The sequence below is a fragment of the Pediococcus parvulus genome, assembly GCF_007990205.1.
Lineage (GTDB): Bacteria > Bacillota > Bacilli > Lactobacillales > Lactobacillaceae > Pediococcus > Pediococcus parvulus.
Genome location: NZ_BJWE01000002.1, coordinates 1 through 21,096, shown reverse-complemented (window position 1 = coordinate 21,096; position 21,096 = coordinate 1). Strand labels below are relative to the sequence as shown.

The 21,096-nt window shown below is 40.0% G+C and carries 19 protein-coding genes and 2 tRNA genes; 2 read left to right on the top strand and 19 right to left on the bottom strand.

Features of this window, described 5'->3' with window-relative positions; genetic code table 11:
- Window position 1: 1 nt before the first annotated feature.
- From rpmC to rpsJ, 10 genes are read right to left on the bottom strand one after another with little or no spacing between them, the layout of a single operon-like run.
- Window positions 2-196, bottom strand: coding sequence for a 50S ribosomal protein L29 (gene rpmC / locus PPA04_RS00875; RefSeq protein WP_057782477.1), 195 nt, complete (start codon window positions 194-196; stop codon window positions 2-4).
- Window positions 186-620, bottom strand: coding sequence for a 50S ribosomal protein L16 (rplP, locus tag PPA04_RS00870; protein WP_057782475.1), 435 nt, complete (start codon window positions 618-620; stop codon window positions 186-188). Before rplP ends, rpmC begins: the two co-directional genes overlap by 11 nt.
- A gap of 2 nt (window positions 621-622) precedes the next feature.
- Window positions 623-1,294: a 30S ribosomal protein S3 gene (gene rpsC / locus PPA04_RS00865; protein ID WP_057782473.1), complete on the bottom strand. Its 672-nt coding sequence runs from the start codon at window positions 1,292-1,294 to the stop codon at window positions 623-625.
- Between the two features lie 12 nt (window positions 1,295-1,306).
- The gene (gene rplV, locus PPA04_RS00860; RefSeq protein ID WP_057782471.1) at window positions 1,307-1,654 is read right to left on the bottom strand and encodes a 50S ribosomal protein L22; all 348 of its coding nucleotides are present in this window, start codon (window positions 1,652-1,654) and stop codon (window positions 1,307-1,309) included.
- Between the two features lie 12 nt (window positions 1,655-1,666).
- Entirely contained in the window at window positions 1,667-1,951 is a 285-nt protein-coding gene (rpsS, locus tag PPA04_RS00855; RefSeq protein ID WP_057782469.1) for a 30S ribosomal protein S19, read from the bottom strand.
- Window positions 1,952-1,980: 29 nt separating this feature from the next.
- Window positions 1,981-2,829, bottom strand: coding sequence for a 50S ribosomal protein L2 (gene rplB, locus PPA04_RS00850; RefSeq protein ID WP_057782467.1), 849 nt, complete (start codon window positions 2,827-2,829; stop codon window positions 1,981-1,983).
- 27 nt (window positions 2,830-2,856) lie between these two features.
- Entirely contained in the window at window positions 2,857-3,144 is a 288-nt protein-coding gene (gene rplW / locus PPA04_RS00845; RefSeq protein ID WP_057782465.1) for a 50S ribosomal protein L23, read from the bottom strand.
- Window positions 3,144-3,767 carry a 50S ribosomal protein L4 gene (gene rplD, locus PPA04_RS00840; protein WP_057782463.1) on the bottom strand — a complete coding sequence of 208 codons (624 nt, stop codon included), beginning with the start codon at window positions 3,765-3,767 and terminating at the stop codon, window positions 3,144-3,146. The genes rplW and rplD overlap by 1 nt, the downstream gene beginning before the upstream one ends.
- Before the next feature lie 18 nt (window positions 3,768-3,785).
- On the bottom strand, window positions 3,786-4,421 hold the full coding sequence (gene rplC, locus PPA04_RS00835) for a 50S ribosomal protein L3 (RefSeq protein ID WP_057782461.1): 636 nt from the start codon (window positions 4,419-4,421) through the stop codon (window positions 3,786-3,788).
- A 48-nt stretch (window positions 4,422-4,469) separates the two neighbouring features.
- The gene (gene rpsJ / locus PPA04_RS00830; protein ID WP_046871293.1) at window positions 4,470-4,778 is read right to left on the bottom strand and encodes a 30S ribosomal protein S10; all 309 of its coding nucleotides are present in this window, start codon (window positions 4,776-4,778) and stop codon (window positions 4,470-4,472) included.
- 301 nt (window positions 4,779-5,079) lie between these two features.
- Here rpsJ and PPA04_RS00825 point away from each other — a divergent pair, with 301 nt between their 5' ends.
- Window positions 5,080-5,634 carry a cysteine hydrolase family protein gene (locus tag PPA04_RS00825; protein WP_057782459.1) on the top strand — a complete coding sequence of 185 codons (555 nt, stop codon included), beginning with the start codon at window positions 5,080-5,082 and terminating at the stop codon, window positions 5,632-5,634.
- A gap of 88 nt (window positions 5,635-5,722) precedes the next feature.
- Here PPA04_RS00825 and fusA read toward each other — a convergent pair whose 3' ends face one another.
- The 3 genes from fusA to rpsL all read right to left on the bottom strand — a co-directional run bounded on the left by fusA (window position 5,723) and on the right by rpsL (window position 8,856).
- Window positions 5,723-7,822, bottom strand: coding sequence for an elongation factor G (gene fusA / locus PPA04_RS00820; RefSeq protein ID WP_057782456.1), 2,100 nt, complete (start codon window positions 7,820-7,822; stop codon window positions 5,723-5,725).
- 136 nt (window positions 7,823-7,958) lie between these two features.
- Window positions 7,959-8,429: a 30S ribosomal protein S7 gene (gene rpsG / locus PPA04_RS00815; RefSeq protein ID WP_057782453.1), complete on the bottom strand. Its 471-nt coding sequence runs from the start codon at window positions 8,427-8,429 to the stop codon at window positions 7,959-7,961.
- 13 nt (window positions 8,430-8,442) lie between these two features.
- A complete protein-coding gene (rpsL, locus tag PPA04_RS00810) occupies window positions 8,443-8,856 on the bottom strand; it encodes a 30S ribosomal protein S12 (RefSeq protein WP_057782451.1) in 414 nt (137 codons plus the stop codon).
- Between the two features lie 349 nt (window positions 8,857-9,205).
- Between rpsL and PPA04_RS00805 the strand changes: the two genes are divergently transcribed.
- Window positions 9,206-9,889, top strand: a complete 684-nt coding sequence (locus tag PPA04_RS00805) for a prepilin peptidase (RefSeq protein WP_057782449.1) — start codon at window positions 9,206-9,208, stop codon at window positions 9,887-9,889.
- A 67-nt stretch (window positions 9,890-9,956) separates the two neighbouring features.
- On the opposite strand, the gene rpoC is transcribed toward PPA04_RS00805, so the two are convergent.
- From rpoC to PPA04_RS00775, 6 genes are all read right to left on the bottom strand, one after another.
- The gene (rpoC, locus tag PPA04_RS00800) at window positions 9,957-13,598 is read right to left on the bottom strand and encodes a DNA-directed RNA polymerase subunit beta' (protein ID WP_057782447.1); all 3,642 of its coding nucleotides are present in this window, start codon (window positions 13,596-13,598) and stop codon (window positions 9,957-9,959) included.
- A gap of 42 nt (window positions 13,599-13,640) precedes the next feature.
- Window positions 13,641-17,261, bottom strand: coding sequence for a DNA-directed RNA polymerase subunit beta (gene rpoB / locus PPA04_RS00795; protein ID WP_057782446.1), 3,621 nt, complete (start codon window positions 17,259-17,261; stop codon window positions 13,641-13,643).
- 254 nt (window positions 17,262-17,515) lie between these two features.
- Window positions 17,516-19,999, bottom strand: coding sequence for an ATP-dependent Clp protease ATP-binding subunit (locus PPA04_RS00790; protein WP_057782443.1), 2,484 nt, complete (start codon window positions 19,997-19,999; stop codon window positions 17,516-17,518).
- A gap of 19 nt (window positions 20,000-20,018) precedes the next feature.
- Window positions 20,019-20,486, bottom strand: coding sequence for a CtsR family transcriptional regulator (locus PPA04_RS00785; protein WP_057782441.1), 468 nt, complete (start codon window positions 20,484-20,486; stop codon window positions 20,019-20,021).
- A 264-nt stretch (window positions 20,487-20,750) separates the two neighbouring features.
- Window positions 20,751-20,824 (bottom strand) — tRNA-Pro (locus PPA04_RS00780).
- 67 nt (window positions 20,825-20,891) lie between these two features.
- A tRNA-Pro gene (locus PPA04_RS00775) sits at window positions 20,892-20,965 on the bottom strand.
- Between the last annotated feature and the right edge of the window lie 131 nt (window positions 20,966-21,096).

Genomic DNA, 21,096 nt, shown 5'->3' with positions numbered 1-21,096 from the left:
TCTACTTACTTAATTCTTTTTGACGTAAAACAGTCTTAATACGAGCAATGTTCTTACGAACTGCCTTTAAACGGGCTGTATTTTCCAACTGGCCAGTAGCTAATTGAAAACGTAAGTTAAAAAGCTCATCTTTATAATCTTGTTCTTTTTTTAGCATCTCATCAGTGGTTAATTCATTAATTTCTTTAGCCTTCATCTGATTCGCCACCTACTTCCTCGCGTTTGATAATCTTTGTTCTAACGGGTAGTTTCATAGAAGCAAGACGCAATGATTCACGTGCAACTTCTTCACTAACACCGCCGACTTCGAACATTACCTTACCGCGTTTCACTGGTGCTACCCAACCTTCGGGAGTACCTTTACCATTACCCATACGAACACCTACACCTTTAGAAGTGTAAGACTTGTGAGGGAAAATTTTGATCCAAACCTTACCACCACGTTTCATGTGACGGTTCATAGCAACACGTGCTGCTTCGATTTGACGGTTTGAGATCCAATGAGAATCTAAAGCTTGTAAACCGTAATCACCGAAAGTGACGGTTCTACCGCCCTTTGCGGCACCACGCATCTTACCACGATGCACACGACGGAACTTAACTCGTTTTGGTACTAGCATGATTATTTCCCTCCTTGCTCTTTAGAATTTCCTTTGGAACCCCGAGCTTCTGGCAAGATTTCTCCACGGTAGATCCAAGTCTTAACACCTAAACGACCGTAAGTTGTACTTGCTTCAACCCAAGCGTAATCTACATCTGCACGCAATGTGTGCAATGGAACTGTTCCTTCAGAATAATGTTCTACACGGGACATATCTGCTCCGTTCAAACGTCCTGCAACCTGTGTCTTGATACCTTTAGCACCTGCACGCATTGTACGTTGCATAGCTTGTTTCATTGCACGACGGAAAGCAACACGGCCTTCCAATTGAGCAGCAATGTTTTCACCAACTAATTTGGCATCTAAATCAGGTTTCTTAATTTCAATAATATTAATATGAACTCGTTTACCTGTAAGTTCATTCAATTGTTTACGTAAGCTTTCTACTTCGGATCCGCCTTTTCCAATGACCATACCAGGTTTAGCAGTATGGATTGAAATGTTCACGCGATTTGCAGCACGTTCGATTTCAACATTGGAAACAGATGCGTCGGCAAGCTTAGTTGAGATGAATTTACGGATTTGTAAATCTTCACGTAAATAGGTAGCAAAATCTTTTTCAGCATACCATTTTGCTTCCCAGTCACGGATGACACCAACACGAAATCCATTTGGATTTACTTTTTGACCCACGCGTGTTCCCTCCTATTTTTCAGATACGACTACTGTTATATGACTTGTTCGCTTGTTGATTGGTGAAGCAGAACCTTTTGCTCGAGGACGGAAACGTTTTAAGGTTGGTCCTTCGTTGACATAAGCTTCACTTACAACCAAATCTTCACGATCTAAGTCGAAGTTGTTTTCTGCATTAGCTACAGCAGACATTAAAACTTTTTCTACAACTGGCGATGCACCTCTTGGTGTGAACTTAAGAGTTGCAATTGCTTCTGCGACACTTTTTCCTCTAATAAGATCAATTACTAAACGAACCTTACGAGCGGCAATGCGAACAGTTTTTGCAGTTGCATGTGCAGATGTTACTTGTTCAGCCATGATTCATCCTCCTTATTTAGCAACTGTTGTCTTCTTATCGTCGGTACCATGTCCATGGAATGTTCGTGTAGGAACAAACTCACCAAGCTTATGGCCAACCATGTCATCTTGAATGTAAACTGGGACATGTTTTCTGCCGTCATATACAGCAATTGTATAACCGATGAAACTTGGGAAAATAGTGGAACGACGTGACCATGTTTTAATAACAGACTTCTTCTCTTGATCTTTTTGTGCATCAATCTTCTTTAAAAGATGTTCGTCTGCAAATGGTCCTTTTTTCAAACTACGACTCATTATGAAACCTCCTTTAGGGAAATTTTCGACTAAATATTACCTAAGCGACCACGTTTACGACCACGAACGATAAATTTATTAGATTTACTCCGCTTGTTACGTGTCTTCTTACCAATGGTCTTCTTACCCCAAGGTGATAGAGGCGATGGACGACCGACTGGAGCTTTACCTTCACCACCACCATGTGGGTGATCGTTAGGGTTCATTACAGAACCACGAACGTGTGGACGCTGGCCAGCATAACGAGTACGTCCTGCTTTGCCAACATTAACTAATTCATGTTCTTCATTACCAACAGCACCGATTGTGGCACGACCAGCAGATAAGATCATACGAACTTCAGATGAAGCCAAACGTACTAAGACATATTTGCCTTCCTTACCTAATAATTGTGCTGAAGCACCAGCAGAACGAGCTAATTGACCACCCTTGCCAGGCTTTAATTCGATATTGTGGATAATAGTACCAACAGGAATGTCTGCTAATGGTAATGCATTACCAACTTTAATATCAGCATCTGAACCAGATTGAACTTTGTCGCCAACCTTAAGTCCTTTTGGTGCAATAATGTATGATTTAACTCCGTCAGCATAAACAAGTAAAGCAATGTTTGCTGTACGGTTTGGATCATATTCAATGGCTTTAACAGTAGCTGCAACATCATCTTTGATTCGTTTGAAATCAATAATACGATATTGACGCTTGTTACCGCCGCCACGATGACGAACAGTCATGCGACCAGAGTTATTACGGCCGGCTGTGTGGCTTTGAGATTCGAGTAACGATTTTTCAGGAGTCGTCTTGGTGATTTCGCTATAATCAAGCTGTGTCATGCCACGACGAGCATTTGTCGTTGGTTTAAACTTCTTAATCCCCACGTGTTTTTTCCTCCTATAATTTATTTATTATTCTTCGTTGAATAATTTGATTTCTTTAGAGTCAGATGACAATGTAACAATTGCCTTACGACGTTTTTTGGTATAACCAGAATAACGTCCCTGACGCTTGAGCTTACCTTTAACATTCATAATGTTTACTTTAACAACTTTGACATCAAAGACATCTTCGACAGCTTTTTTGACTTCTGTCTTTGTTGCACGAGTGTCAACATCGAATGTGTAACGTTTATTGTCCATTTCTGCCATTGAAGCTTCAGTGACAACCGGACGTAAAATTACATCACGTGATTCCATTATGCGAGAGCCTCCTCTACTTGAGAAAGAGCCTTTTGAGTAATAACGAGCTTGTCGCTATTGACAACATCTAAAACATTTACACCAGTTGGTGAAACAATTTTAACGTTTTCAAGGTTGCGAGCTGCACGAGCAGTTGCTTCGTTATCTTCTTCAAGGACTAATAATGCTTTCGTTGAAACTTTTAAGCTGTCAAGTGATTGTGCAAATGCTTTAGTCTTTGGTTGATCAAAGCTGTAACCATCAACAACTACCAAGCTGTCATCCAATACTTTTTGTGAAAGTACAGACTTCAACGCTAAACGACGCATTTTCTTTGGCAATTTGTATGCATATGAGCGAGGTGTGGGGCCAAACACAATACCACCGCCACGCCATTGTGGTGAACGAATTGAACCTTGACGTGCACGACCAGTACCCTTTTGACGCCATGGTTTCTTACCACCACCACGAACTGCACTTCGATTCTTAACAGCATGTGTGCCTTGGCGCATTGATGCGCGTTGCATAACAATAGCTTCAAAAATCACATTATCGTTTGGTGTGATACCAAAAACGTCAGCATTAAGTTCAACGTCGCCATTCTTCGTACCATCTTGTTTATATAAAGATACGCTTGTCATTTGATTTAGTCCTCCTTTCTACTTTTTGTGTGGTTTAACTGCATTCTTAACAACTAAGAATGAGTTCTTTGATCCTGGGACATTGCCCTTGATCAATAAAACATTGTTTTCTGTATCAGCCTTTACGACCTCTAAGTTTTGAACTGTTCGTGTATTGTTACCCATACGACCTGGTAACTTCTTTCCAGGGAACACTCGGTTAATAATTGCACCTAATGAACCTGGACGACGATGATAACGAGAGCCATGTGCCATCGGACCACGATGTTGTCCATCCTTCTTGATATTTCCTTGGAAACCATGTCCCTTAGAAGTACCTGTGACATCAACGATATCGCCTGCTGCGAATAAGTCAGCCTTTAATTCGTCACCGACTTTTAATTCTCCCAGCTCAACATCTCTGATTTCATGAATGAAGCGCTTAGGATTTGTATTTGCTTTTGCTACATGACCTTGTTCAGGCTTGTTGCTCAATACTTTACGTTTGTCATCGAACCCTAATTGCACTGCGTTATAACCATCACTTTCAACGGTTTTAACTTGTAATACAACGTTTGGTGTTGTATCAACAACGGTAACGGGAACTAACTCGCCGTTATCAGTAAAGACTTGGGTCATACCAACCTTTTTTCCTAAGATTCCTTTTGTGGTCATGAGTACACCTCCAATATTATTGTGATACTAAATTTGTGTTTCTAGAAATTAAAGCTTGATTTCAATATCAACGCCACTTGGCAGATCTAACTTCATTAATGAGTCAACTGTCTTTGGTGTTGGGTTAACGATATCAATCAAACGCTTGTGTGTACGCATTTCGAATTGCTCACGTGCTTTTTTGAACTTATGTGGTGAGCTCAAAACCGTATAGATTGTGCGTTCTGTTGGTAATGGAATTGGACCAGAAATTGTGGCACCAGTTCTCTTTGCAGTTTCGACAATCTTATCTGCGGATTGATCTAAGATGCGATGTTCGTATGCCTTTAACCGGATACGAATTTTTTGTTTTGCCATTGTGTTACCTCCTTCGTCTATTTTGAAAATGAGACTTGCTCCGTGAAAATTACCGCCACACTGTCGTGGCAAAGCGGCCGGGTGTGTCGCAACCTTTCACATCAAAGCTCCTTGTTTTTACTTGATTAATGGGCATAGTACACCCGCTAAATTTCAAGTACTTGTCCATACTACTAGATAAACAGCCGTTTTACAAGGCTTTCCGCCAATTTATTTTAGGTTTGAAAAAATGTAATGCATTTGTAACATTTGAAAACGATTTATGTTTCATAATGAGGACTAAAGATTGGAGGAATTTGCAATGAAAAATCCAGAAGCACTCCTTATTATAGATTATACAAACGATTTTGTCGCTGATTCTGGTGCGCTCACTACAGGCAAACCAGGCCAAAAAATTGAACCAGAAATTTTAAAACTGGCGAATCAATTCATTAAAGCTGGCAATTATGTGATTTTTCCTACGGATCTGCACGAAAAGAACGATCCCTTTCATCCTGAAACGAAACTTTTTCCACCACACAATTTAAAAAACACTTGGGGGCGGCAACTTTATAATACAGTTCAACCTTGGTATGAATCACATGCAACTAGCCAACAAGTTTATTATTTTGATAAGAACAGATATAGCGCATTCGTAAATACTAACCTTGATAACTTTTTACGCACACATAAGATTAACTCACTCACCTTAACCGGTGTTTGCACCGATATTTGTGTTTTGCATACGGCCATTTCTGCCTATAATCTTAGTTATCAACTTACGATTCCACAAAATGCGGTCGCTAGTTTTGATCAGGTTGGGCATAATTGGGCACTAACCCATTTCAAAAATTCTTTGGGCGCCAAGATCATTTAATCTTTATAACTATTGGGAACAAAAAAAGCTCATTAATCACAGTTTTTACACTGCGGCTAATGAGCTTTAATTTATTCTAAATTAGAAATTAGTCTTTACTTGAAGAACCGCCATTTTTCTTGATGATTTCTTCTTGAATAGACTTAGGAACTGCTTCGTAATGATCAAATGTCATTGTGAATGTTCCACGACCCTGTGAAGCTGAACGTAAGGTAGTTGCATAACCAAACATTTCTGAAAGTGGTACAAAGGCATGAATTTCTTCAGCGCCTGAGATAGCTTCCATGCCTTCAACACGACCACGACGAGCTGTAATCTGACCCATGATATCACCCATGTACTCTTCTGGTACACGAACTTCAACCTTCATAACAGGTTCCAAAATTACAGGAGCAGCCTTTTTAGCAGCATTGTGAAGTGAGATTGATGCGGCAACCTTGAAAGCTGCTTCACTAGAATCGACTTCATGATAACTACCATCATATAACTTAGCTTTCAAGTCAACCAATGGGTAACCTGCAAGAACACCGTTATTTAAGGCTTCACGTAAACCTTGTTCTACAGCTGGGATAAATTCACGAGGAACAACCCCACCAACAATAGCATCTTCGAATTCGAATCCTTTACCCTCTTCATTAGGTGTGAATTCAATCCAAACATCACCATATTGTCCTTTACCACCAGACTGACGAACAAACTTACCTTGTGCAGAAGCCGGCTTAGTGAATGCTTCACGGTAAGCAACTTGAGGAGCACCAACAGTCGCTTCAACGTTAAATTCACGTTTCATACGGTCAATGATAATGTCCAAATGTAACTCACCCATTCCGGCAATCAAAGTTTCACCAGTTTCAGGGTTTGTTTCAGCTTTGAATGTTGGATCTTCTTCAGCAAGCTTTTGAAGCGCAATATCCATCTTATCTTGGTCAGCCTTAGATTTTGGCTCTACGGCAACTTGGATAACTGGATCAGGGAATTCCATTGATTCCAAATGTAGTGGATGATCTGGATCAGTCAATGAATCACCAGTAGTTGTGTTCTTCAAACCAATTGCAGCAGCAATATCACCAGAGAAAACTTCTGGGATTTCTTGACGGTGATTAGAATGCATCTGAAGTAAACGACCAACACGTTCACGTTTGTCTTTTGTTGAGTTCAATACATAAGAACCTGATTCCAAAGTTCCCGTATAAACACGAATATAAGTCAAACGACCAACGAATGGATCAGTTGCAACCTTAAATGCTAAGGCAGCAAATGGTTTGTCATCACCAGCAGTTAATTCAACAGCTTCATCAGTTTCAGGATTGATGGCGTTGTATGGCTTAACATCCAAAGGAGATGGCAAGTAATCTACAACAGCATCCAACATCATCTGAACACCCTTGTTTTTGAAAGCTGAACCAGCTAAAACAGGGAATAATTCAAGATTCAATGTACCCTTACGGATAGCAGCCTTGATTTCTTCTTTACTGATTTCTTCGCCACCAAGGTATTTTTCCATGATGTCATCATCGATATCAGCTAATTGTTCGATCATTTCCGTCCGACGCTTTTCAGCTTCTTCTTTATATTGATCAGGCACATCAACTGTATCCCATTCAGTACCTAGTTGGTCTTCATCGTAAAGATCAGCTTTCATTTCGACGAGGTCAATAACCCCTTCAAAATCATCTTCAGCACCAATTGGCATTTGAATTGGCAAAGCATTAGCCTGAAGACGGTCCTTGATTGTTTGTACAGAGAAGTCAAAGTCAGCACCGACTTTATCCATCTTGTTTGCAAAAACAATCCGTGGAACACTATAATCAGAAGCTTGACGCCAAACAGTTTCAGTTTGAGGTTCAACACCAGCTTGGGCGTCAAGAACGGCAACAGCACCATCTAACACACGGAGGGAACGCTCAACTTCAACAGTGAAGTCCACGTGTCCTGGGGTATCGATAATATTGATACGGTGGTCTTTCCATGCAGCTGTAGTAGCAGCTGAAGTGATGGTAATACCACGTTCCTGTTCTTGGGCCATCCAGTCCATTTGTGAAGCCCCATCATGAGTTTCACCAATTTTATGAATTTTACCAGTGTAGTACAAAATCCGCTCTGTAGTAGTCGTTTTACCGGCATCGATATGAGCCATGATCCCGATATTACGAGTCTTTTCAAGTGGAAATTCTCTTTTGTTAGCCATATTAAAAAATGTTTCTCCCTTCAAATTAATGGTTAAAGAGTCAAAATTAGAAAAAATGACTACTATATGGACTTCATATAATAGCCATTCGTTATTGCTCTTTCCAAACATGTTGGATTAAGCAACAAGCGGAAAATTACCAACGATAATGAGCAAATGCTCGGTTGGCTTCAGCCATTCTATGAGTATCTTCACGCTTTTTAACTGAAGCACCTGTATTATTTGCAGCGTCCATAATTTCACGAGCAAGACGTTCTGTCATTGTATGTTCACCACGAAGGCGTGAATAGTTCACGAGCCAACGAAGTCCTAAAGTTGTCCGACGATCTGGACGTACTTCGATTGGTACTTGGTAGTTAGAACCACCAACACGACGAGCCTTAACTTCAAGAACTGGCATAATGTTCTTCATAGCTTCATCAAATACCTCAGTTGGTTCGTTACCAGTTTCAGATTTGATGACGTCGAATGCATTATAGAGAATCTTTGAAGCTGTACCACGTTTACCATCTAACATTAAATGGTTAATTAAACGAGTTACTAACTTTGAGTTGTAAATTGGATCAGGTAATACTTCGCGTTTTGATGCAGGGCCTTTTCTTGGCATTTAAATAACCTCCTTACTTCTTAGGTTTCTTTGTACCGTATTTAGAACGGCTTTGTTTACGATCGGTAACACCGGCTGTATCAAGTGCACCACGGATAATGTGATAACGTACACCAGGTAAATCCTTAACACGACCGCCACGAATGAGCACAACACTATGTTCCTGTAAGTTATGTCCGATTCCTGGGATATATGCTGTAACTTCGATCAAGTTAGAAAGACGTACACGAGCATATTTACGTAAAGCAGAGTTAGGTTTCTTAGGTGTCATAGTACCAACACGAGTTGCAACGCCACGTTTTTGTGGTGCTGGGTTAGCAACAGCTTTTTTCTTCATACTGTTGTAGCCATAATTTAAAGCAGGAGCCTTAGATTTAGAACCGTGTGAATGACGACCCTTACGAACCAATTGGTTGATTGTAGGCATTAATTGTTTCCCCTTCCGAATAAAAAATCTTGTTTGTTTAAGTACACACATCCAGGTGGGTCTTTTTTATTGATAAAAAAAACCGCCTCAACATGGCTTTGTGCCACCGTTTCCAGTCAGCATGTCTGTCTAATACAGAACCTGTCCACAAAAAGCACCTTTCTTAGATTATCATCATCAGCATGCCTTGTCAAACTTTTTTCCAAAATAAATTCGAGTCTTCTCCTTGTTTCACGGGCTTTGTCACCTGTTTTACATCCTATGCAATCAAATTAAAAAATTAAAACTTATTTTATCGTCAAATAAGTCAATCAAATTTTCGTAACTTATTAATATCGGAGGTAATTAAATGCTTATTCAAATTTACTTTTTTATCACGGGAGCTACCATTGGCTCCTTTTTGACACTTTGTATCGACCGTGCGGAAACGAAGCAGTCTATCATCAAACCTCGTTCTCATTGTTCAAACTGCCAAACCATTCTTAAACCGGTTGATTTAATTCCAATTTTTAGTTATTGCTGGCTAAATGGTCAATGTCGTTACTGTCACCAAAGGTTTCCACCCACTTCATGTTGTGTGGAATTAGTTCTGGGCATCCTTTACTTGCATGTTTTCACGGTCACATTTCAACCATTAAAACTTTTCTTTCAACTTTTCGTTGTCACCGTATTAATTTATTTAAGTCTCATAGATTTTAAACAAACATATGTGAATGGCTACTTTCTTGGTGTTTTAGGTATATTAGGATTAAGCTTTCAATTTACGATACTAAACTGTATGATATTTCTGGCTTTAATGCTAAGCGTTTTTTCGTCGTTTCAATTTTCAAACCTTATTAAAGGATTCGGTGAAGCAGATTTTGAACTAGTATTTGTCTTCATCATTCTTTCCCGTTTACAAGTCATCTCTTCAATTCTATGTCTTGCCTCTACCCTTTGTTTAATTCTAACGCTCTGTTTTCCGCATTTACATGCGCGTAAAATTCCATTTATTCCTTATTTAACTTTTGGCTATCTCTTAATTTCAGCCTAAAAATTGCAACAAAAAAGCAGAACTTGATTTGGCTCAAGTTCTGCTTTTAATTATCAGATTAGAAACACTATTTAGTTGTTTCTATATCCATTTCTTTTTCGACATCACTGAGTGACTTAGGTTCGGCCACTTTTCCACCAACGGTCTTTGGAATGATCTTACGATAATCAGGCATTCCTGTTCCAGCAGGAATAATCTTACCAATAATAACATTTTCCTTCAAACCAACTAATGGATCATTCTTACCACGGATAGCAGCATCAGTTAATACTCGTGTTGTTTCCTGGAATGATGCAGCTGATAAGAAACTATTTGTTTCCAAAGCAGCCTTTGTAATTCCGAGAAGAACAGGACGAGCAGTTGCTGGAATACCACCGGCAATCAATGTCTTGTAGTTCGCATCTTTGAAATCGTTGATATCAAGCAAAGTACCAGGAAGGACATCTGTATCGCCAGGATCCATAACACGAATCTTACGAAGCATTTGACGAACCATGATTTCAATATGTTTATCCAAGATTTCTACACCTTGCATACGGTAAACACGTTGAATTTCACGTAACAGATAGTTTTCAGTTGAAAGAACATCACGAACCTTCAACAATTCCTTAGGATCAATTGAACCTTCATTCAAAGCTGAACCACGGTGAATAAAGTCACCTTCAGCAACCTTCATGCGTGCTGTAATTGGTAAAGTGTAAGTCCGTGTATCAGTTTCACCTTTGATCGTAACTTCTTTGCTACGTTCGGCAGGATTCTCTTCAACTGACTCAACTGTACCAGTAACTTCAGTAATTTCAGCACGACCTTTAGGATGACGCGCTTCAACAATTTCTTGAATACGAGGAAGTCCTTGGGTAATATCTTCGTTTCCGGCAACACCACCAGTATGGAAGTTACGCATAGTTAACTGAGTACCTGGTTCACCGATTGATTGAGCAGCAACAGTACCAACTGCTTCACCAACTTCAACCCGGTCACCAGTAGCCATGTTCCGTCCATAACACCGTTCACAAACACCATGACGAGTGTTGCAAGTAAATGCCGAACGAATGGTAACAGTCTTAATACCAGCATCAATGATTTGTTGAGCTTTTGGTTCATCGATCATTTCGTTCTTGCCAATAATCTTCTCGCCTGTTTCAGGATTATAAACTGATTTTTGAGTGTAACGACCTAAGACACGATCATACAGAGACTCAATCACTTCATTACCTTCAACAATTGCAGAGATCGTTAAGCCACGATCAGTTCCACAGTCTTTTTCACGAACAATAACATCCTGGGCAACATCAACCAAACGACGGGTTAAGTAACCTGAGTTGGCAGTCTTCAAGGCAGTATCAGTCATACCTTTACGAGCACCATGGGTTGAAATAAACATTTCCAAAACAGAAAGGCCTTCACGGAAGTTTGAAAGAATAGGCAATTCCATAATTTTACCATTAGGAGCAGCCATCAAACCACGCATACCAGCTAACTGAGTAAAGTTTGAAATGTTACCACGAGCACCAGAATCACTCATCATATAAATTGGATTTTGAGGATCAAAACTCACCATCAATTTTTGTTGAATATCATCTTTAGCATCGTTCCAAATTCCAACAACTCGTTCATAACGTTCGTCATCAGTAATTAAACCACGACGGAATTGTTTTGTAACGGTTGCGACTTGTTTGTGGGCAGCTGCTACAATTTCTGGTTTTTCTTTCAAATCAGTAATATCCGCAATTCCGACTGTTAATCCAGACTTAGTCGAAATATCATAGCCAAGATCCTTCATACGGTCCAAAAGTAAGGAAGTTTGGGTAACTTTATATTGCTTGTAAACTTGCGCAATAATATCACTCAAGAAACCTTTTTTGAATGGTGGGATTAAAGGCTGTTCTTTAATAAAGGCCTTAATGTCTTCACCAGGTGCCAAGAAATATTTATCCGGCGTACCATTGACTAAGTTTTCATCAGTAGGTTCGTTCAAATAAATTAAGCCCTTTGGTAAAATATCATTGAAAATCGCTTTTCCAGCAGTTGTCACTAAAATGCGATTGCGTTGTTCATCAGTGAATGGTTTCTTTGGCATTGAGCTAACTTGAAGCCCAATTCGTGTATGTTCAGAAACGTAGCCATTTTGCATAGCTAAACGAATTTCATCAAGATCTTTAAAGATCATGCCTTCGCCAACACTATTTTCACGTTCCATGGTCAACCAATAGTTACCAATAACCATATCCTGAGAAGGTGTTACCACAGGTTTACCATTAGCAGGAGCCAAAATATGATGAGCAGCAAGCATTAACAAACGTGCTTCGGCTTGAGCTTCATCTGATAAAGGCAAATGAATCGCCATTTGATCCCCATCAAAATCGGCATTGTAAGCTTCACAAACTAATGGATGCAAACGCATTGCTTTACCACTTACCAAAACAGGTTCGAAAGCCTGAATTCCAAGTCTATGCAAAGTAGGTGCACGGTTCAACAATACTGGATGTTCTTTAATAACATCTTCCAAAACATCATAAACATCATCATCTTTGCGGTCAATCTTGCGTTTAGCATTCTTAATGTTTGAAGCTAAGTTACGTGAAACCAATTCTTTCATGATGAATGGCTTGAATAATTCCAAAGCCATTGGGACAGGTAATCCCATTTGGTTCATCTTAAGTGATGGCCCAACATCAATAACGGAACGGCCAGAATAATCAACACGTTTACCAAGTAAGTTTTGACGGAAACGTCCTTGCTTACCTTTCAACATATGTGAAAGTGACTTCAATGGACGGTTACCAGGTCCAGCAACTGGACGGCCACGACGACCATTATCAATCAATGCATCAACGGCTTCTTGTAACATTCGTTTTTCATTTTGAACGATAATTCCAGGAGCATTCAAGTCTAATAAACGTTTCAAACGGTTGTTACGGTTGATTACTCGACGGTACAAATCATTCAAATCAGAAGTGGCAAAACGACCACCATCCAATTGAACCATTGGCCGTAAATCTGGTGGAATGACAGGAATTGCATCCATAATCATCCAGTCAGGCTCGTTACCAGATTGAATAAAGGCTTCAATAATGTCTAAACGACGAACGGCACGAGTCCGCTTTTGTCCAGAAGCATCCTTGAGTTCTTCTTTTAAAGTTTTAGCTTCTTTTTCAAGATCAACATCTTGAAGCAATTCTTTAATTGCCTCGCCACCAATCTTGGCATTGAAGGTATTACCATATTCTTCTAATTTTTCACGGTATTCACGCTCTGTTAATAATTGTTTCTTTTCGAGTGGTGTTTTACCTGGATCAATTACAACGTATGAAGCGAAATAGATGATTTCTTCAAGAGCACGAGGACTCATATCCAAAACTAAGCCCATTCGACTTGGGATACCCTTAAAGTACCAAATGTGAGTAACTGGAGCAGCTAATTCAATATGACCCATCCGTTCACGACGAACTTTTGACTTAGTAACTTCAACACCACAACGGTCACAGACAATTCCCTTATAACGAATTCGCTTGTATTTTCCACAGGCACATTCGTAATCTTTAGTTGGTCCGAAAATTCGTTCATCGAACAAGCCATCTTTTTCAGGCTTTAATGTTCGATAGTTAATCGTTTCTGGCTTTTTAACTTCACCATATGACCAACTTCTGATCTTGTCAGGGGATGCGAGCCCAATTTGCATGCTTTCAAACTTATTGACATCGATCAAAGGATCGACCTCCTTCTTGATTTGATTATTGACTAGTTAAACTTACTTTTTATTATTTTCTGTTTCAGCTTTTGTTTCACTTACAGAAGAAGCATCTTTGGCAGTTGCAGCTGTTTTAGCATCTGCTTTTGATTTATCTTTCTGTTCTTCAGCATACTTACTGAGTGCATCCACATTGACAACATCATCATCTTCGTCATCCATGTCACGCAACTCAATTTCATTCTTATCATTATCAAGAACTTTCATATCCAGACCAAGTGCTTGTAATTCCTTCACAAGAACACGGAAGGATTCAGGTACACCTGGACGTGGAATTGGATCGCCTTTGACAATCGCTTCATAAGTTTTAACACGACCGACAACATCATCTGACTTGTAAGTCAAGATTTCTTGCAAGGTATATGCAGCACCATAAGCTTCAAGGGCCCAAACTTCCATTTCACCAAAACGCTGACCACCAAATTGGGCTTTACCACCTAATGGTTGTTGCGTAACTAATGAGTAAGGTCCGATTGAACGGGCATGAATCTTATCGTCAACCATGTGGGCTAACTTCATGTAATGCATAACTCCAACGGCAATCCGTTGTTCAAATGGTTCACCAGTCCGACCGTCATATAAAACGGTCTTGGCATCTGATTGCATCCCTGCTTCCTTAACCGCATCCCAGATATCTTTATCACGGGCACCATCAAAGACAGGTGTGGCAACATGGATTCCCAAGTTACGGGCAACCATTCCTAAATGCAATTCCAAAACCTGACCAATATTCATACGTGAAGGCACACCCATTGGACTTAACATAATGTCAATTGGCGTACCATCTGGCATGTATGGCATATCTTCTTCAGGAATAACTACAGAAACAGTACCCTTGTTACCATGACGTCCGGCCATCTTATCGCCAACTTGTAACTTACGCTTTTGAGCGATATAAACCCGAACCATCATATTAACACCAGGTGAAAGTTCATCCCCATTTTCACGAGTAAAGATCTTTACATCCTGGATAATACCGCCGCCACCATGAGGAACCCGAAGTGAAGTATCACGAACTTCACGGGCCTTTTCACCAAAGATTGCGTGAAGTAGACGTTCCTCAGCTGATAACTCAGTCACTCCCTTAGGTGTAACCTTACCAACTAAGATATCGCCATCTTCAACTTCAGCACCGATTCGAACAATTCCGTCTTCATCAAGATCTTTAAGGGCATCTTCACCGACGTTAGGAATCTCACGAGTCATTTCCTCAGGTCCGAGCTTGGTATCACGAGCTTCTGATTCGTACTCTTCAATATGAATAGAAGTATAAACGTCATCACGAACTAATCGTTCATTAATAGCAATGGCATCTTCGAAGTTATAACCTTGCCATGTCATGAAGGCAACTAGTGGGTTTTGACCAAGTGCTAATTCTCCACCTTCCATAGAAGGACCATCAGCTAAAACTTCATCATTATCCACATGATCATTAACTTTCACGATTGGACGTTGGTTGTAGTTCTTACCGCCATTAGAACGACGGAATTTCATTAATTTATAGGTATCTAAAGCACCATCATCACGGCGCACCCGAATTTGACGGGCATCAACGTATTCAACAGTTCCGTCATGTTTACAGATCAACGCAACTCCAGAATCATGAGCAGCTTTATATTCAATACCAGTTCCGACCAATGGGGCATGAGGATCAAGCAAAGGAACAGCCTGACGCTGCATGTTAGCTCCCATTAAGGCACGGTTGGAATCATCATTTTCCAAGAAAGGAATACATGCCGTAGCAACCGCAACTACTTGTTTTGGTGAAACATCCATGTAATCGACATTGTTAATGCTAATTTCAATATTGTCACTTTCATGACGAGCCATAACTTCATCATCAACGAATGAACCATCATCATTTAATGGTGAGTTAGCCTGAGCAATAACAAATTGATCTTCTTCATCGGCAGTTAAATAATCAATCTTGTTGGTAACTTTATGAGTTGTCCAAGATACACGACGGTATGGTGTTTCAATAAAACCATACTTATTAATCTTGGCATAACTAGCCAAACTGTTAATCAAACCAATGTTAGGACCTTCAGGAGTTTCAATAGGACACATACGACCGTAATGGGTGTAATGCACATCACGAACTTCATATCCGGCACGATCACGAGTCAAACCACCAGGACCAAGGGCTGATAAACGACGCTTATGCGTTAATTCACCCAACGGGTTAGTTTGATCCATGAACTGTGACAACTGTGAAGAACCAAAGAACTCTTTGATTGAGGCCACTACAGGACGAATATTAATTAATTGTTGCGGTGTCACCGTAGAAGCATCCTGAATGGACATTCGTTCACGAACGACACGTTCCATTCGAGAAAGACCAATTCGGAATTGGTTCTGCAATAACTCACCAACCGAACGAATTCGACGATTACCCAAATGGTCAATATCATCAGTTGAACCGATTCCTTCTTGCAATAAGAAGAAATAGTTGATTGAAGCGATAATATCAGCTGGCGTAATGTGTTTCAATTTAAGATCGATGTTGTCATTGCCAATCATCGTTAATTCACGTTCCGGATCGTTAGGGTTCACAATCTTAATTGATTGAACGGTCATTGGTGTTGTGACAACCGATTCATCAGATGGTGTATAAGTGATTGCTTTAAAGTCTTTTTTATCTAAATATGGTGCCAAGTCTTTCATAACATCTTTAGTGACAACCGTTCCCTTTTGCACAATAACTTCACCAGTATCTGGATCAGCTAAAGTTTCAGCCAGGGTCTGACCAACTAAACGAGTTTTCAAACTTAACTTCTTGTTAACCTTATAACGGCCAACAGGAGCCATATCATAACGCTTTGGATCAAAGAAACGCGCAGTTAAAAGACTACGTGAACTATCCGCAGTTTTAGGTTCACCTGGGCGAAGTCGTTCGTAAATATCTTTCAAGGACTCTTCAACACGAGAATCCTCAGAATTTTTATGAACATCTTTGTCCAAAGTATTATCTAAACTATCAGTTTGACCCAACATATCAACGATTTCTTCATCAGATCCGAACCCAAGAGCTCGAACTAATTCAGTCATCGGAATTTTACGAGTCCGGTCAATACGCACATATGCAATGTTCTTTGCATCTGTTTCATATTCCAACCAAGCTCCCCGATTAGGAATAACTGTTGTGCCCCAAATATCACGGCCGTTTTTGTCAGCTTCCTTAGTGTAATAAACACCAGGTGAACGAACTAACTGAGAAACGATAACCCGTTCTGCACCATTAATAATGAACGTACCTTGTTCTGTCATTAATGGAAAATCACCAAAGAAAACATCCTGAGATTTAATTTCGCCAGTTTCGTGATTTGTTAAACGCAAAGTGACATGTAAAGGTGCTGAGTAATTTGCTTCATGCTCACGCGCCTCATCCACTGTATACTTTGGCTCTAATAATTGATAATCCACGTATTCCAGTGAAAGATTTCCAGCAAAATCGTCGATTGGCATAATGTCATCGAACATGTCTTTCAATCCTTCATCAAGGAACCACTGGTATGAATTACTTTGAATCTCAATCAAGTTAGGAAGTTCCAGCACTTCTTTAATCCGCGCGTAACTTCTACGGGTTCGGTGCTTACCGTACTTTACCAAATGTCCTGCCAAGTTATTCACCTCTCTAAAATATTCCGCAAACGGCCTTCTACATTACAATTTGATTACATTTCACAAATTGCACTGTTTTTTGGCAAAAAAAAACCAAAAATAGCTCTTAAAATTGATAGCTATTTTTGCTTTTTTATGAAAAGCGCCACGGACAATAGATCGCAACGCTCCATTTCATTCACAGTTACAAACAAAGTTAATAATACTCAATTTGTTATCATCTGTCAAACATTAAAACTGTAAATTTATTTACTTTAAGCTGTTGGCTGTTTTGAATCCGGCTTTGGATTTTTAACGGCCACCTGAATCTTACCATGACGAGCACCAACAGTGATATTATCACCAATTTTAGCCTGTCCTGACAACATTAATTCACTTAGTTTATCTTCAACTTTGGTTTGGAACGCACGGCGAATTGGTCGTGCCCCATATTCAGGATCGAAACCAGCTTCCGCCACCGCATCAATCGCCGCTGGTGTAATTTTGACTGTCATACCCTGATCTGCAACTCGTTTCAAAATCTGACGAGCCATCAATTTCACAATTTTATGAAGTTGTGGACGGGTCAAAGAGTGGAAGATAATGGTTTCGTCAATCCGGTTTAAGAATTCAGGTCGGAAGCTTTGTTTGAGCACTTCGCGAATCTTGGCCGACATTGCCGTATAATCCTGACTTGCATCCTTAGCACCAAAACCAACTGATTTTTCATCTCTAAGCGCTGTTGCACCTAGGTTAGAAGTCATGATTAAAATAGTGTTTCTAAAATCAACTTTTCGCCCTTTAGAGTCAGTCAGATAACCATCGTCCAAAACTTGTAACAAAATGTTAAACACATCCGGATGGGCCTTTTCAACTTCATCAAATAACACAACCGAATAAGGTTTTTGACGAACACGTTCCGTTAATTGGCCGCCTTCATCGTACCCAACATAACCGGGGGCAGACCCAATCAAACGACTAGTACTATAACGTTCCATGTATTCAGACATATCAATTCGAATCATGTTATCTTCAGAACCAAACATAGCTTCGGCCAACGCTTTGGCCAATTCAGTTTTCCCGACTCCAGTTGGGCCCAAGAACATAAACGAACCAATTGGACGACCTGGATCTTTCAAGCCACTTCGTGCACGTCGAATTGCTCTGGAAACTGCTGACACTGCTTCTTCTTGACCAATAACACGTTTATGCAGAATAGATTCAAGATTAACTAAACGTTCACTTTCAGTCTTTTGCAACTGGGTTAATGGCACACCTGTCCACTCAGAGACCACTTGTGCCACGTCCTCAGCGGTTTCTTGAAGTTGATATTTTGGCTTTGCATCATCAGCTGTAGCAGTAGCCTTAGCTTTTTCAATTTTGGCACGCAGCTTTTCTTCCTTAACCCGAACCTTTTGAGCTTCCTCAAAATTCTGGTCCTCAATAGCAGCTTCTTTGGCATCCGTTAACTCTTGTAATTTACTTTCAGAAGTTGATTTCTCAGTTTTGCCCATTTGGTCAATTCGTACTTTAGCAGCAGCTTCATCCATTAAATCAATGGCCTTATCTGGTAAAAAGCGGTCGCTGATATAACGATCAGAAAGTTCGACCGCTTGTTTGATCGCATCATCAGTAATTTCAACATGATGGTGTTCCTCATATTTACCGCGTAAGCCTCGTAGAATCTGGACAGATTCTTCAGGGGTTGGTTCATCTACTTCAACTTTAGCAAAACGGCGTTCTAAGGCTGCATCAGTTTCGATATATTTTTGATATTCATTAAGCGTTGTGGCCCCAATTGTTTGGAGTTCACCGCGTGCTAAAGCAGGCTTCAAAATATTCGAAGCATCAATTGCACCTTCAGCACCACCAGCACCGATTAATGTGTGTAATTCATCAATAAACAACACAATGTGTTTATCTTCATGAATTTCATCAATAACTTTTTTCAAACGGTCTTCAAATTCGCCACGATACTTGGTTCCGGCGACTAGCGATCCCATGTCAAGCATCATCAATCGCTTGTTAGCTAAGTCATCCGGCACATTACCATCGATCATACGTTGTGCAAGTCCCTCAGCAATTGCTGTTTTACCAACGCCGGGTTCACCGATTAAAACCGGATTGTTTTTAGTTCGGCGACTCAAAATCTGAATCACACGTTTAACTTCTTTTTCGCGGCCAATCACAGGATCAATTTGACCCTCTTGTGCCATTTGAGTCATGTCACGCGCAACTGAATCCAATGTTGGCGTGCCTTTTGGCTTAGCTCCTCGACTATTTTGCGCTTGGTTTTGCCGTAGCTGTGCCGAAGCACTAACGCCTAACTTACGTAAAATAACTTTGCGAGTTTGGCTAAGATCCATGTCCAAACTAATTAAAATTCGTGAAGACAGAATATTTTCGTCACTTAATAAAGCAAGCAACAAATGTTCCGTTCCTATTTTTGCTGCACCTAACCGCTTGGCTTCATCCCCAGCAGCCGCTAAAACTTCTTTGGCTTTTGGTGAATATGGCAAATAATCGTTTGCACCCACATTTTTCAAAGTGCCATAACCAGTAAAACGTTCAATTTCTTCTACAATATCAGTTTCAGTTACTGAAAATTGTTGAAAAACTTTATAGGCAATACCATTCTTTTCGATTGCTAGGGCCAACAGTAAATGTTCTGTTCCAACTGCTTGGTGCTTAAAACGTTTAGCTTGTTCTTGTGAAATAGCCAGCACGTTTTTGGCACTTGGTGTAAATAAGTTATCCATGCTAACACCCTACTTTCTTTTAACTCTCATACCTTAAGTGATTTAAAATGCCGATTAAAATTCTTGCTCGCAACTGATCTTCCATATCCCGATCGTTAATCGCTAGTGTCTTCTTATCAATTGCTGCTAAAATCAGGTTTCCTTCTCGTTTGTTAATGACGTCGTCTTCATACAAACTTTTGACAATGGAAAGGGCATCACGTTGATTGATGGATTCACCAATCACTTGAATAAGTGTATCCAAAACATCCAAATCATCAAGTAATTTGACTTTTTCAATGCGAATATAGCCACCGCCACCCCGTTTACTTTCCACGACATAGCCATTTTGAATGGTGAAGCGGGTTTTAATAACGTAATTTATTTGAGACGGCACAACATCAAACAAATCAGCAATTTCCGAGCGTCGAATCTCAATTTCTTCCGAGTCCGCTAAAATCTGTTTTAAATATTTTTCAATGATATCGGAAATATTCTGACCTTGCATTTTGCACACCCCTTCTTGCATCTTTGACTAATGTTGACTTTCATTATACGAAACTCTTCATAAAAAGCAAAGTTTTTTGTACTGAGGCCGACACTTGATGATTAAAACTTAAAAATAGTGGTCATCAGGTGAACAATTTAGAGATATTCAATCATTTTTGAAATGGACCTTTTAATTTTTTGATTAAACTTTGTACTATTGTAATGTAGCATTTTATAAAAAGAGAAGCATCAAATCGGCTGATTTGATGCTTCTCTTCATAAATCGGGAAAACAGGATTTGAACCTGCGACCCCCACGTCCCGAACGTGGTGCTCTACCAAGCTGAGCTACTTCCCGTTATTGGTAAATAACTTTAAGTGGGTAATTCTCCGTAAATGCACTTTTCCACCGTCTAAGTGCGTAATCGGGAAGACAGGATTCGAACCTGCGACCCCCTGGTCCCAAACCAGGTGCTCTACCAAGCTGAGCTACTTCCCGTTTGTTCTTAAATCCACACATTGTTGCTAAAATACTCCTACACGTAAAATGCCAACTAGTAAACGAATTACAGTTGGCATTTTATGTTTTTTTCAGTCAATCTGTCAATAAACAGTTAATCCTGAAGGGGA